Origin of the sequence: Kribbella sp. NPDC051718, assembly GCF_040681515.1 — a bacterium.
GTDB lineage: Bacteria > Actinomycetota > Actinomycetes > Propionibacteriales > Kribbellaceae > Kribbella.
In genome coordinates, this window is record NZ_JBFAYZ010000003.1 from 109,509 (window position 1) to 122,405 (window position 12,897).

A 12,897-nucleotide genomic window follows, 5' to 3' on the forward strand; every position below is an offset into this window, starting at 1 on the left:
TGACAACGATGGCCTTATAGGCGCTTCAATCGTCAACAACGAGGGCAATCCTTCGCTGTCCGTGACCACTTCAGGTAGCGGTCCGCGGCCCCGGCACGAGAGGGTAGGGCGCATGAGTGACCAACTGGACCGCGACGCCGCCGGCGCCCTCGTCGTCGGCTTCAACGGAACCACCGCCCCCGACGACCTCCGCCGCTCCGTCGCCGCCGGACTCGGCGCCGTCATCCTGTTCACCCGCAACGTCGAGAGCGCGGAGCAGGTCGTGGCGCTCACCGACTCGCTCCGGGCCGAACGGCCGGACCTGGTGATCGCGATCGACCACGAGGGCGGCGAGTTCAGCCACCTCGCTCCCGCCAACCCCTGGCCGCTGTCCTCGCCGCGTTCCCTCGGCGAGCTGGACGACGTGGACCTGACCCGCGCCTCGGCCCGCGACGCCGCTGCCACCCTCGCCACCCTCGGCATCGACCTGATGCTCGCGCCCTCGGTCGACGTGAACAGCAACCCGGCCAACCCGATCATCTCGACCCGCTCGTTCGGTACGACGGCCGACGTCGTCTCCCGGCACGGCGTGGCCTTCGTCCAGGGCGTGCACGACGCCGGCATAGCCGCCTGCCCGAAGCACTTCCCCGGCCACGGCGACGTCACCGTCGACTCACACCTCGCGCTGCCCCGGGTGGACCGCTCGATCGAGCAGGTGAGCGCGGTCGAGCTCGCGCCGTTCCGGGCGACTATCGCGGCCGGCGCGGACGTCATCATGAGCGCGCACATCATCTTCTCGGCGTACGACGACCAGCCGGCCACCCTCTCGCGGCGGATCCTGCACGGGCTGCTGCGCGAAGAACTCGGCTTCACCGGTGTGATCACCACCGACGCGCTCGAGATGCAGGCGATCACCGCGACCCAGTCGATCGAGGACGCCACCGTCGCCTCGATCCGGGCCGGCGCCGATCTGGCGATGATCGCGATCGGCGAGGCGGACCCTGCGGCGCTGATCGCTCGGCTGGTCCAGGCGGTTGACGAGGGCACGCTCGACGCTGCCCGGCTCGCGGACGCTGCTGGTCGGGTCCGCGCGCTGGCGGCGACGCTCGCGGCACGTCCCCGGCTGCCCGGGCTGGACGGAGCGCCGACCCGCGAGGTGGCTGCGCGCACGGTCACCCGGCAGGACTTCCCGGGGCTCGGCGGATCGCCGTACGTGGTGGATCTGACGCAGGGGCTGCACCCAGCCTGGAACCCGTACTTCAGCGGCCTTCCCGAGGTCTTCGCGAAGGTCGCGCCCGGCTCGGCAGGTGTCGTACTGCGGGGCGAGGATCCCGCTGCGCTCTCGGAGGCCCAGAACGCGGCGATCGGGCGGCCGCTGGTGGTCGCAGTACAGGACGCCGTCCGTACGCCGTGGATGCGCGCCGCGCTCCAAGAGCTGCTGGAGAGCCACGAGGGCGATGTCTTCGTACTGTGCACAGGCATCCCCGAGGACCGCGCGCTCGTGCCGGCGGCCGTCCCGACGGCTGTCACCTACGGGCGCAATCTCGTGGTCCTGGAGGCGGCGGCTCAGCTGCTGACCCGGATTCCATAAGACCTTGATGAAGTAGTCGGCCCGAGGTCCGGCCACGCAATCGTTTCCAGGTTTAGCGTGGCTCGGGTGAACGCTCTCGACTTGTCGAAGATCACGCTGCGACCCCTCCAGCAAGGTGACTGGCCACGGATCCACGAGTGGGCCTCGCTGGAGGAGTCGTGCAGGTATCAGCCGTGGGGCCCGAACACGGAGGCGGAGACCGAGGCCTTCGTCGCGGCCGCGATCGCGTCCGCCCGGGTGGAGCCGCGGACCCGGTTCGCCTGGGTCGCCACTCATCCCGTGACCGGTGTGCTCGGCATCGGCGAGCTGAACATCCGGCACGCCGCCTGGAGGCGCGGCGAGATCAGCTACTCCGTCCACCCCGACCACTGGGGCCAAGGCGTCGCGAGCGAGATCGCCCGCATCCTGCTGCACTTCGGCTTCGAGGACCGCCAACTGGAACGCATAGAAGCGACTTGCGACCCCCGCAACTCCGCCTCAGCCGCGGTGTTGAAGCGCATCGGCATGACCTACGAGGGCATCCTCCGCCGCACAGTCCTGATCCGCACCGGCTGGCGAGACTCCAAGATGCACAGCATGATCCGCCCGGAATGGACCCCGCTGCCCCCGCCCCCCGCCCCCCGGTGGACCCTCGGCTAGCAACCGGGCAGAACCGGCGACCTTGAACACCCGGCGACCTTGAACACCACCCGGCGACCTTGAACACGTTATTTCATGTCCGAGGTCACCGCTTGGTGTTCAAGGACACCAGATGTGCGGCTAGCCTCGGCAGTTGAGTTGGAGGTCGAGGGCGTGTTGCTCGACGTAGTTGAGGGCGTGGCGGACTGCGCCGACCGACACGATCGTGTCGCCGAGTGACGAGACCGCCACCCGCGGGGGAGTGGTGGTGAAGGTCGCGAGTTGCTTCTCGATCTCCGGTAGCAACGCCTTGGCGGCCGTCGCGACAGCACCACCGATCACGATCAGCTCGGGATTGAAGAGAATGCCCAGCGTGGCGAGGACTCTGGCGGTCCGCCCGGCGATCTGCTGAAGGATGCCGACAGCAACCTTGTCGCCATCGGCCGCGGCGGCGAACACCAGCTCCGCAGTGACAGCTCCGTCCCCGGTCAGCTTGCGCAGGCTCGTCTCCACTGCTGGATCGGCCAGCGCCTTCGCGCCCTGCTCGCGAGCTGTCCGGGCGATACCGGCTGTATCTCCGACGCCCTCGACGAGTTTGAGATAGACCATCTCGCCCGCCCCGCCGCGGCTGCCGTGCAGCAACCGCCCGGAGTCCATCAGCCCGGAACCGAACCGCTCGCCCGCGAGGAGCACGACCAGATCATGGACGTCACGGGCCTCACCTCGCCAGTGCTCGCCGAGGGCGGCCAGGTTCGCGTCGTTCTCCAGCAGCACCGGCCAGCCGTGCAGCTCGGTGAGCCGCGTCGTCAGCCCGGCGTCGAAGCGTCGCCAGAACTCGTCGTCGCTCAGGATGTTGCCCTCGCGATCGACCGGAGCGGCGACCCCGACGCCGGCAGCGAGCACCTCGGCGTCGGTCACGCCGGCCTCGCGGAGCACCTCCAGGACCGCTTCGTTGACGACCTGGGTCTGCTCGGCGGGAGTCTTCACCGTCTGGAACGACCGACCGGTCTTGGCGACGGTCTCGCCGCGCAGGTCGGAGAGCAGCACGGTGGTCTTGGCCGCGCCGACGTCGATCCCGAGCACGTAGCCGGCCTGGCTGTTGAACTCGAAGCGGCGGGAGGGCCGGCCTACCGGCGTACCGGGAGCGTCGTGGCCTGGGTCGAGCTCGACCACCCAGCCCATCGCGATCAGGTCGTTGCAGACCGCGTGCACGGTCGCGCGGGTCAGTCCGGTCGCCTCGATCAGGCCGGTACCTGTCATCACGCCCGCCGTGGACAGCACGCCGAGTAGCTTGCCGGCGTTGACCCTGCGCAGCAGCGGCGGTGTGGCCGCGGCGGTGTTCGCCATATTCCCTCTTGACCTCCTCGCGAGTACCCGCGCACAATACTGCAGAATCTAAATTTAGAGTCTATATAAACCAGAGTGAGGCGCTCTTGACCAGCACCGAGACCCAGGTGATCCAATCTGGTGATCCGACCGATGCCGACTGGTGGCGGCAAGCGGTCGTGTACCAGATCTACCCGCGGAGTTTCGCCGACTCCAACGGCGACGGCGTGGGCGATCTGCCCGGCATCATCAGCCGCGTCCCGTACCTGACCTCGCTCGGCATCGACGCGGTCTGGCTGAGCCCGTTCTACCCGTCCGCGCTCGCCGACGGCGGGTACGACGTGGACGACTACCGCGACGTAGACCCGCGGCTCGGCACGCTGAGCGACTTCGACGACCTGGTCGCGGCGCTGCACGGCGCGGGGATCAAGCTGATCGTCGACATCGTTCCGAACCACACGTCGAACCTGCATACCTGGTTCCAGGAGGCGCTCGCGGCCGGCCCGGGGTCGGCGGCGCGGGATCGGTACATCTTCCGCGACGGCTCGGGTGTGGAGGGGTCCGAGCCGCCGTCGGACTGGGACTCGGTGTTCGGCGGGTCGGCCTGGGCGCAGACGCCGGACGGGCAGTGGTACCTGCATCTGTTCGCGGCCGAGCAGCCCGACCTCAACTGGGACAACTCCGAGGTCCGCGACGACTTCCTGACCACGCTGCGGTTCTGGTCGGACCGTGGGGTGGACGGCTTCCGGGTGGATGTCGCGCACGCGCTGGTCAAGGACCTGACCGAGCCGCTGCCGTCGAAGTCCGTTCTGCCTCGGCAGTCGGAGTCTCTTGGTGCGCACCCGTTGTGGGATCGCGAGGGCGTGCACGAGATCTATCGCGAGTGGCGCAACGTGCTGAACTCCTACGACCCGCCACGGTCGGCGGTCGCCGAGGCGTTCGTACCGGCCGCGCGGCGGGCCCGGTATGCGAGTGCCGACGGGCTCGGGCAGGCGTTCAACTTCGATCTCCTGCAGGCGGACTGGGACTTCGGGAAGTTCCGCCAGGTGATCGAGGAGAACCTCGCGCTGGCCGAGGAGAACGGCTCGTCGTCGACGTGGGTCTTCTCCAACCACGACGTGGTCCGGCACGCGACGCGGTACGGCCTGCCTCGTGATCCGGAAGGCTTGTGGCAGGACGGCAAGGCCTGGCTGCTGAGCAACGGCACCGAGCCGACCGTCGACGTGGAGCAGGGCCTGCGACGGGCGCGAGCCGCCGTGCTCCTCATGCTCGCGCTGCCCGGCTCGGCGTACCTGTACCAAGGTGAGGAACTGGGTCTACAGGAAGTCGGCGAACTCCCTGCCGCCAGCCTCCAAGACCCCGCCTACTTCCGCTCCAAAGGCGCCGAAAAAGGCCGAGACGGGTGCCGAGTCCCACTCCCTTGGACAATCGGCGGCCTCTCCTTCGGCTTCGGCTCCGGCGGCTCACACCTACTCCAGCCGACCTGGTTCGGCGGGTACTCCGTAGAAGCCCAGGAATCCGACCCAACCTCCACCCTCAGCCTCTACCGCAAGGCCCTCGCCGTCCGCCGAGGCCTGCAAACCTCCGCCGGCCTCGAATGGATCGACGGCGTCGAATGGTCCCTCCACTTCACCCGCCCCGGCGGCTGGCAATCAGTAACAAACTTCGGCGCCGCCCCCATCGAACTCCCCGACGGCGCAGTAGTCCTCTCCAGCGCCCCCCTGGACGGCGACAAGCTCCCGACTGACACGACTGCCTGGCTCATCTAGAAAGACAAAGAGCAACAGACAAGAGCAACGGAGAGTCCCGGCTACCGCTGTAGCTCACGCGGTGCCGGGGCGAGGGTCAGTCGTTGGACCGGCGAGGGCACCGAAAGTGCTGGCAGATCTTGCGGTGGTAGCAGCCGATCCGCAGCGGCCTGCAGACCTCCGTCGGTGTGGTTGTCACGGCGGCGGAGGGGGCCGCGGGTCAGGCTGGGCCTTCGTCGGCTATTTTCCAGCGGTCGGTGGTGGTGTTGCGGACTAGTAGGTAGCCCCATTGGGTGCGGGTGGGGTTGCCGGGGCGTTGGTAGGTGGCTCGGATGAAGACGGCTTGTTGCCAGCCGTCGGCCATTGAGCCGCCGCCGGAGCGGGGGTATTCGCTGTCTGGTGGTTCCAGGCGTAGGTCGGTGATGGGTTTGGCTCTTCGTAGGCCGAAGGGGCCGGTGCCTTTGAAGGGGCCGCCGACCGATCTGAGGATGCTTTCGGCGTGGCGGGGGGTCGTGTAGGAGAGGGCAGTGGTCTTGTCTCGGGCGTTCTCGGCGGCTACGAAGGCTCGGATCACCTCTTCGGGGGTAGCGCTTGCGGGTAGGGGTTGGGAGGTGACGGGGGCGCTGTTGTTCAGGGTGCTGACGGTTGTCCCGATGCCGATTAGGGCGAGGACGATGAAGACGGCGCCGACCGCGGTGAGGGCTCGGTGGCGGGTGCGTGAAGCGCGGCCTTGGGTTAGGAGGGCTTCGATGGGAGGGGAGGGGGTGGTCACGTCGGAGACGGCGGCCTCTAGCAGCGTGCGGGCTTCCTTCTCAAGCATTGTGGTCCTCCAGGCCTTTCAGGACAGCGCTGCCTTCCAACGCGGCGAGGGCGCGTGAGGTACGGCTCTTGACGGTGCCGACGGCGATACCTAGTACTTCGGCTGTCTGCCGCTCAGAGAGATCGGCGTAGAACCGGAGTACAAGGACGGCGCGTTGGTCGACCGGGAGTGCCGCCAGCGCCCGGCGCAGAGTGACGGCTGTCGCGATGGTCCCTGCGTAGTCGCCGCGGTGTCCGACCCGTTCGGTCACATCCTCGGTCGGGATCTCGCCATGCCAGCGCCGCCGGCCGCTCTTCGCGATGGTGTTCGCCAGCACTTTGTAGACGTAGGCGTCGGTGTTGTCGGCCCGCCGTACCGCTCGCCACGACCGGTAGCACCGCACCAGCGCACTCTGCACCGCGTCCTCAGCCGCATCGACCTTCGCGCCGAGCAGCACGGCGGTGCGCAGGAGCACGGGGTAACGCGCCGCGGCGTACGCGGCGAAGTCGTCGTCAGTCTGCGTCATGGCCCACGACCGATGTCATCACACCCGTAAGAGTCCCTGGCCATCCAGAAACGTTCCCGGGGCTCAGAGTGCTGTCAGGGTGAAGCGGTTCTCCGGTCGGTGATCGAGCTGGAGCAGGCGGCGGGTCTCGGCGTACCGGAGGGTGGCTCGTACGTTCTCCTCCGAAGCGAGTGTGCGGTCGGCCAGGGAGGCGATGGTCTGCTCGGCGCCGCCCCACAAGGCGATCGACACCAGGTCGGCGGCGTAGCCGGTGAACTGCTTGACCTGTGACGAGCCCTTGAGGAACTTCACCACGTTGGGGGAGAGGTCGAGTACGTCGAAGGCCATCGGTGGTTGCACTGCACGTCCGTACCCCTGGCCGTCGAAGGTCAGGAACCCGAGTGCGACGGCCAGTGACAGCATTTCGCGTCGTACCGACGGTGCCGGCAAGCCGACCTGGTTGGCGATCTCCGCGAGGGTGGGATAGCCAGGTGACGCGGACTGCCGTCCAAGCGGCTGATCCAGCCAGTTGTCGCCACGGTTGTGGTCGATGCCCCATTGCTGAAGGTCATCAACGGTCAACCCGGGACCGGAGCTGTTCCACTCGACCACGTTGACGATGTCGACCGCCGGATAGCCGAGCAGCCTGCCCCAGCCCGGATCCGCCGGCCAGACCGTTGGATTCTGTCGCCGCAGCCAGCGTGGCGGTTCAGCGGCGCCGTCGACCGGCCAGAAATCCAGCTGCCACAGGTCCCGCGGCTGGAGGTACTCCTCGTCCTCAACAGTCTGCGGCAACGGACGATGGGCGACGCGAAGCCGATACAGCCCGGGCTCGCCCAGGGGCAGGTGTTCCTCGTCGGCTCCACCGGTAATGGTCGTCAGTCCGACCGCTCCGGAGGTGCTCCGATACGGCGCCTCGACGAGATCCGTCCAATCCTCATCGTCGTCCGCCGGTGGAGACGTGTGCGACCTCAACCGCACCACGCAAGGTCCGTCGCCTCCCGACGCATAGACCCAGCCCTGCCCGGTACGGACGATCGATCCGACCGGATGCGCGTTGCTCGTCGAGAGCGGGTCTTCCCAGGACGTTGCCCACGGCTCCCGGAGTACGAGGATGCCGCTCTCCGGCATGTAGTGGTCTTCTTCGTGCCGCCCCACAACGGTCATCCGCGCACCCTAGTGCGGCCGGGGCTCATCGGTTCGGTGCATGCGGCAGGATGTGAGCGTGGATACGACGCTGGCGGATGTGCTCAAGGTGTTGGATCGGTTGTACGACCCGGCCTGGGCGGAGAGTTGGGATGCGGTTGGGTTGGTGACCGGGGATCCGGGGCAGGTGGTGCGGCGGGTGTTGTTTGCGGTGGATCCGATGCGCGCCGTCGTCGACGAGGCGATTGCTGGTGGGTTTGATCTGCTGGTGACGCATCATCCGTTGTTGCTCAAAGGGGTGAGTAGCGTTGCGGCGACTACGCCTAAGGGGCGGGTTGTTCATGATCTGATCCGGAGTGGCACGGCGCTGCAGGTGTGTCATACCAATGCGGACAACGCTGATCCGGGCGTCAGTGACGCGTTGGCTGGGGCGCTCGGGCTCGAGGACACCAGGCCGTTGAAGGCGATGCCGAGCGATCCGATGGACAAGATCGTCGTCTATGTGCCGGTCGGGGACACCCAGCAGATGATTGATGCGCTGGCCGCGGCTGGCGCGGGGCAGGTTGGGGATTACGAGCGGGCGGCTTGGAGTTCCGCGGGGGAGGAGACCTTCCGGCCGTTGGAGGGGGCCAATCCGACCATCGGCAGGGTTGGGGAGATCGAGCGGGTGGCCTCGGACCGGGTTGAGATGGTGTTGCCGCGGTATCGGCGGCGGGCGGTGGTCGAGGCTCTGCGGTCGGCTCATTCGTTCGAGGAGCCTGCCTTCGACCTGTACGAGATGGCAGCCCTGCCGAGCACGCGGGGTGGCGGGCGGGTCGGAGTACTGGCGGAGGCCCTGCCGCTCAAGCGGTTCGCGGAGCTTGTCGCGGAGCGGTTGCCGCGGACGGAGCACGGCGCACGGGTGTCAGGTGACCCTGACCGGCTGATCGAGAAGGTCGCTGTGGTCGGTGGAGCGGGGGATTCCGAGTTCGAACGGGTACGTGCGGCGGGGGTGGACGCCTACGTGACGGCCGATCTCCGGCACCATCCGGCGACCGAGGCTCGGGCGTACGACGAGGGGCCGGCGCTGGTCGACGTCGCGCACTGGGCCAGCGAGTGGCCGTGGTTGAAAGACGCGGAACGACTCCTGATCGCGGGGTTGGCAGAGCAGGGCAGTACCGTGGACACTCACATCTCGACGCTCTGCACCGACGCGTGGACCTTACGGCTCTGAGCGGTGCACAGCTGACAACTGAACGCGATCTAAGGAGCCGACCCTGAACGCCGAGCCCGCCGTGCAACGCCGGTTGCTGGATCTGCAGGATCTCGACCTGCAGCTGGATCAGGTCGCGCACAAGCGCAAGTCCTTGCCCGAGCACGCCGCGCTGGCCGAGCTGGCGACGGAGAAGTCGGGTGTCGACCGTGAACTCGTCAGCGCCGACACCGAGGTCGGCGACCTCAAGCGCGAGCAGAAGAAGGCCGACAGCGATGTCGACCAGGTCCGCCAGCGCAAGGCGCGCAACCAGCAGCGGATGGAGTCCGGCCAGGTCACCTCGCCGCGCGACCTGGAGAACCTGCAGCACGAGATCGGCTCGCTCGACCGCCGGATCTCCGACCTGGAGGACGCCGAGCTCGAGGTGATGGAGAAGCTGGAGGCGGCCGAGGTCGTCCAGGCCGACCTGCAGGCCCGCGCGGACGCGTTCGCCGGCCGGCAGGCCGAGCTGGAGGCCACCCGCGACGCCGCGCTGAAGGAGCTCGACGAGCAGCGCGCGAAGTTCGGCGACGAGCGGGCCAAGGTGTCCGCCGAGCTGCCGGACGCCCTGGTCGCCAACTACCAGAAGCTGCGTGAGCGCAACGGCGGTATCGGCGCCGCGCCGCTGGTCGGCAAGCGCTGCATGGGCTGCCGGATGGAGCTGGCGCCGTCGGACCTGAGCGCGATCAAGGCCGCCGCGGCCGATCTCGTCCTGCACCACGAGGAGTGCGGCCGGATCCTGGTACGGACCTCGGAGAGCACCCTGTGAGCAGTGGCCCGTCGCACGTCATCGTCGAGGCCGACGGCGGTTCCCGGGGCAACCCGGGCCCGGCCTCGTACGGCGCGCTGGTGCGTGACCCGGAGACCGGTGAGGTGATCGCCCAAGCCGGCGTCACCATCGGGATCGCGACCAACAACGTCGCGGAGTACAGCGGGCTGATCGCCGGGCTGGAGCTGGCCCGGGAGTACGCGCCGGACGCCTCGATCGAGGTCCGGATGGACTCCAAGCTGGTGATCGAGCAGATGGCCGGGCGCTGGAAGATCAAGCACCCGGACATGAAGCCGCTCGCGGTCAAGGCACAGGGGCTTGCGCCGTTCGGGACCGAGTGGACCTGGGTGCCGCGCGCCCAGAACGCCGCGGCCGACGCGCTGGCCAACATGGCGCTCGACGGCAAGCCGGTACCGCTGCGCCCCACTGAAGCCCCGGCCGCGAAGGCTGCCGAGCCGACTGAGCCTTCGGACCAGCAGAAGGCCATGCAGGGTTGGGGCGCGCAGACCGAGCCGCCGACCCAGCTGATCTTCCTGCGGCACGGTCAGACGCCACACACCGTCGACAAGCGGTTCTCCGGTTCCGGCGGGGACGACCCGGCGCTGAGCGAGATCGGCCAGCAGCAGGCGGCAGCAGCTGCCCAGTACCTGGCCAGGCGCGGCGGCATCGACGCGATCGTCAGTTCCCCGATGGTACGGACGAAGCAGACGGCGGCTGCGGTGGCCGAGGTGCTCGGGCTGGACGTGAAGGTCGAGAAGGGCTGGGTCGAGTGCTCGTTCGGTGACTGGGACGGGCATACCTTCGCCGAGGTCCAGCAGAAGTGGCCGGACGCGCTCAACGACTGGATGGGATCGACCACCGTCGCCCCGCCCGGTGGCGAGTCGTTCGACGCCTGCGCCCGGCGCGCCAGGTCCGCCCGCGACGGCCTGCTCGCGGCGTACCCGGGGAAGACGGTACTCGTGGTCACCCACGTGACCCCGATCAAACTGATGGTCCGCTCGGTCCTCCAGGCCCCGATGAACTCCCTCTTCCGGATGGAGCTCGCCCCCGCCACCCTGACCGAGATCCACTGGTACGCCGACGGCCTCGCCTCACTTAAGTCCTTCAACGTCCAACCCGCACTAGTCTGACCCCAGTACCGCGGCACGACGGGGTGCCCGGCGGATGGACGGAGTGGTCGCGTGCCGTTGCAGAGAGTGCATTTCGCCGAAGAGGTTCCGGAGGTCTTCCGGACCTCGTTGCAGGCGATCCGGCGGGAGCTCGAGGTGCCGGCGGAGTTTCCGCCGGCGGTGGTCGAGGCGGCGCTGACCGCCGCGGCCAACCCGCGGCTGCCGGAGCTGGACCGGACCGAGATCGAGTTCGTCACCATCGATCCGCCGGACTCGATGGACCTCGACCAGGCCGTCCACATCGAGCGGGCCGGCGACGGCTACACGGTGCACTACGCGATCGCCGACGTCGCCGCGTTCGTCCAGCCGGGTGACCCGATCGACGTCGAAGCACGCAAACGCGGCGAGACGCTCTACGCGCCGGACAAGCGCACACCGCTGCACCCGCCGGAGCTGTCCGAGGGCGCGGCGTCATTGCTCCCCGACCAGGTCCGCCCGGCGATCCTGTGGACCATCACGGTGGACGCATCCGGCGAAGGCACAGACGTGAGTTGCAAGCGCGCGCTGGTGAGGTCGCGTGCCAAGCTCAACTACGCGGGTGTCCAGAAGGACCTCGACGCCGGCACCGCTTCGGAGAGCCTGCAGTTGCTCCGCGAGGTCGGCAAGCTCCGCGAGCAGCGCGAACTCGAGCGCGGCGGCGTCAACCTGCCCATCCCGGACCAGGAGGTCGTCACCTCCGACGGCCAATGGACGCTGGAGTTCCGCGCGCCGCTGCCGGTCGAGGGCTGGAACGCGCAGATCTCCTTGCTCACCGGGATGGCGGCCGCGCACCTGATGATGTACGGCGAGATCGGCATCCTCCGCACGCTGCCCGAGTCGCACGACGACCTTCGGCGCAAGCTGGAGAACACGGCCAAGGCGCTCAGCATCCCGTGGCCGGTCGGCACGTCGTACGCCGAGTTCATCCACGGCCTCGATCCCAAGGTGCCCGCGCACGCGGCGATGCTGGCCGCCTGCACGGTACTTTTCCGTGGCGCCGGCTACACGTCCTTCTCCGGTGGGGTTCCGGCGCAACCGGAGCACGCCGCGATGAAGTCGGAGTACGCGCACGTCACCGCGCCGCTGCGCCGGCTGGCCGACCGTTGGACCAGCGAGATCTGCGTCGCGCTGTGCGCGGATGCCGAAGTACCGGCCTGGGTGCGGGAGTCGATGGACGAGATCCCCAAGATCATGGAGGAGTGCGACCGCAAGGCGCATGCCTACGAGCGGTCGATCGTCGGCATGGTCGAGGCCGGCCTCGTCGCGGACCAGGTCGGTTCCACCTTCGACGGCGTCATCACCGACGTCGACGACCGCGAGCCGACCCGGGGCATCGTCGCCCTGTCCACGCTGGCGATCGAGGGCCGCGTCACCGGTACGGCGGCGCTCCCACTCGGCCAGCCGGTCCGCGTCAAGCTCACCGAGGCCGACATCGCCAAGCGGACGGTCGCTTTCGAGCTAGCCCCCTAGTTGAGCGAGCACCGCTGCCGTCACCCGAGTGGTGTCGCCAGTAGCGAGTAGGTCCAGCAATCCGCCGCGCAGGACGGCCAGTACTCCGGTACGCCGAGCCTGCGCGGCTTTGCTGTCTTTGCCGGGCTGGACGGACTTGAACAGGTCGAGCCAGTCGTCGACGGTCGAGCGGGCGAAGTCGGACCATGGGCCGTCGGGGGCGACCAGCGAGCGGCCGTACGCCTCTACCCAGAGTTTCATCAGCGGGCGGCGTTCCTCGGCTGCCAGCCAGGTCCACAGCTCGCGGGCGACCACGTCGAGGCCGGGCGGTTCGGCGTACTGGCTGGTGAGCTGTTGCAGGAGCACGAGCTCGTCGCTGCGCGCCCGGGTGAGCAGGGCGCGGATCAGACCGTCCTTGCTGCCGAACAGGAACAGCAGCACCCGTGGGCTCGAACCGATCGCTGTTGCAAGCGGGCGGAGCGAGAGATCGGCCAGCCCGTGGGTCAGCGAGTACGCGTAGGCGAGCTCGAGCAGCTCGGTCTCCCGGGCCGAAGGGGCTGGTTTCGTCGTGGTCACCGGGCTAGTATC

At 68.6% G+C, this 12,897-nt stretch carries 12 protein-coding genes; 7 read left to right on the forward strand and 5 right to left on the reverse strand.

Features of this window, described 5'->3' with window-relative positions; translation table 11 throughout:
- Nucleotides 1-112: 112 nt before the first annotated feature.
- Entirely contained in the window at nucleotides 113-1,570 is a 1,458-nt protein-coding gene (gene nagZ, locus AB0M15_RS12145; RefSeq protein ID WP_363816779.1) for a beta-N-acetylhexosaminidase, read from the forward strand.
- 66 nt (nucleotides 1,571-1,636) lie between these two features.
- Nucleotides 1,637-2,209, forward strand: a complete 573-nt coding sequence (locus AB0M15_RS12150; protein WP_363816781.1) for a GNAT family N-acetyltransferase — start codon at nucleotides 1,637-1,639, stop codon at nucleotides 2,207-2,209.
- Nucleotides 2,210-2,329: 120 nt separating this feature from the next.
- Here the strand turns inward: AB0M15_RS12150 and AB0M15_RS12155 are convergent, their stop codons facing one another.
- A complete protein-coding gene (locus AB0M15_RS12155) occupies nucleotides 2,330-3,535 on the reverse strand; it encodes an ROK family transcriptional regulator (protein ID WP_363816783.1) in 1,206 nt (401 codons plus the stop codon).
- Nucleotides 3,536-3,621: 86 nt separating this feature from the next.
- Here AB0M15_RS12155 and AB0M15_RS12160 point away from each other — a divergent pair, with 86 nt between their 5' ends.
- Nucleotides 3,622-5,283, forward strand: coding sequence for a glycoside hydrolase family 13 protein (locus tag AB0M15_RS12160; protein ID WP_363816785.1), 1,662 nt, complete (start codon nucleotides 3,622-3,624; stop codon nucleotides 5,281-5,283).
- Between the two features lie 199 nt (nucleotides 5,284-5,482).
- Here AB0M15_RS12160 and AB0M15_RS12165 read toward each other — a convergent pair whose 3' ends face one another.
- The 3 genes from AB0M15_RS12165 to AB0M15_RS12175 form a co-directional block, all read right to left on the reverse strand.
- A complete protein-coding gene (locus AB0M15_RS12165) occupies nucleotides 5,483-6,082 on the reverse strand; it encodes a hypothetical protein (RefSeq protein ID WP_363816787.1) in 600 nt (199 codons plus the stop codon).
- Nucleotides 6,075-6,587, reverse strand: a complete 513-nt coding sequence (locus tag AB0M15_RS12170; protein ID WP_363816789.1) for a SigE family RNA polymerase sigma factor — start codon at nucleotides 6,585-6,587, stop codon at nucleotides 6,075-6,077. The genes AB0M15_RS12165 and AB0M15_RS12170 overlap by 8 nt, the downstream gene beginning before the upstream one ends.
- Before the next feature lie 63 nt (nucleotides 6,588-6,650).
- On the reverse strand, nucleotides 6,651-7,733 hold the full coding sequence (locus AB0M15_RS12175; RefSeq protein WP_363816791.1) for a hypothetical protein: 1,083 nt from the start codon (nucleotides 7,731-7,733) through the stop codon (nucleotides 6,651-6,653).
- Nucleotides 7,734-7,791: 58 nt separating this feature from the next.
- Here AB0M15_RS12175 and AB0M15_RS12180 point away from each other — a divergent pair, with 58 nt between their 5' ends.
- The 4 genes from AB0M15_RS12180 (at nucleotide 7,792) to AB0M15_RS12195 (ending at nucleotide 12,330) form a co-directional block, all read left to right on the forward strand.
- Complete coding sequence (locus tag AB0M15_RS12180) at nucleotides 7,792-8,925, forward strand: Nif3-like dinuclear metal center hexameric protein (protein WP_363816793.1); 1,134 nt, start codon at nucleotides 7,792-7,794, stop codon at nucleotides 8,923-8,925.
- A 61-nt stretch (nucleotides 8,926-8,986) separates the two neighbouring features.
- Nucleotides 8,987-9,712: a C4-type zinc ribbon domain-containing protein gene (locus tag AB0M15_RS12185; RefSeq protein ID WP_363816796.1), complete on the forward strand. Its 726-nt coding sequence runs from the start codon at nucleotides 8,987-8,989 to the stop codon at nucleotides 9,710-9,712.
- On the forward strand, nucleotides 9,709-10,842 hold the full coding sequence (locus AB0M15_RS12190) for a bifunctional RNase H/acid phosphatase (protein ID WP_363816798.1): 1,134 nt from the start codon (nucleotides 9,709-9,711) through the stop codon (nucleotides 10,840-10,842). Before AB0M15_RS12185 ends, AB0M15_RS12190 begins: the two co-directional genes overlap by 4 nt.
- 51 nt (nucleotides 10,843-10,893) lie before the next feature.
- Nucleotides 10,894-12,330, forward strand: coding sequence for an RNB domain-containing ribonuclease (locus AB0M15_RS12195; protein WP_363816800.1), 1,437 nt, complete (start codon nucleotides 10,894-10,896; stop codon nucleotides 12,328-12,330).
- Here the strand turns inward: AB0M15_RS12195 and AB0M15_RS12200 are convergent.
- The gene (locus AB0M15_RS12200) at nucleotides 12,319-12,885 is read right to left on the reverse strand and encodes a TetR/AcrR family transcriptional regulator (protein WP_363816802.1); all 567 of its coding nucleotides are present in this window, start codon (nucleotides 12,883-12,885) and stop codon (nucleotides 12,319-12,321) included. The genes AB0M15_RS12195 and AB0M15_RS12200 overlap by 12 nt on opposite strands.
- Nucleotides 12,886-12,897: the final 12 nt, after the last annotated feature.

Excerpts from the sequence above, each read along its gene's own strand:
- nagZ (WP_363816779.1), top strand. The coding sequence starts at position 113 with ATGAGTGACCAACTGGACCGCGACGCCGCCGGCGCCCTCGTCGTCGGC.
- AB0M15_RS12165 (WP_363816787.1), bottom strand. The coding sequence starts at position 6,082 with ATGCTTGAGAAGGAAGCCCGCACGCTGCTAGAGGCCGCCGTCTCCGAC.
- AB0M15_RS12175 (WP_363816791.1), bottom strand. The coding sequence starts at position 7,733 with ATGACCGTTGTGGGGCGGCACGAAGAAGACCACTACATGCCGGAGAGC.
- AB0M15_RS12155 (WP_363816783.1), bottom strand. The coding sequence starts at position 3,535 with ATGGCGAACACCGCCGCGGCCACACCGCCGCTGCTGCGCAGGGTCAAC.
- AB0M15_RS12170 (WP_363816789.1), bottom strand. The coding sequence starts at position 6,587 with ATGACGCAGACTGACGACGACTTCGCCGCGTACGCCGCGGCGCGTTAC.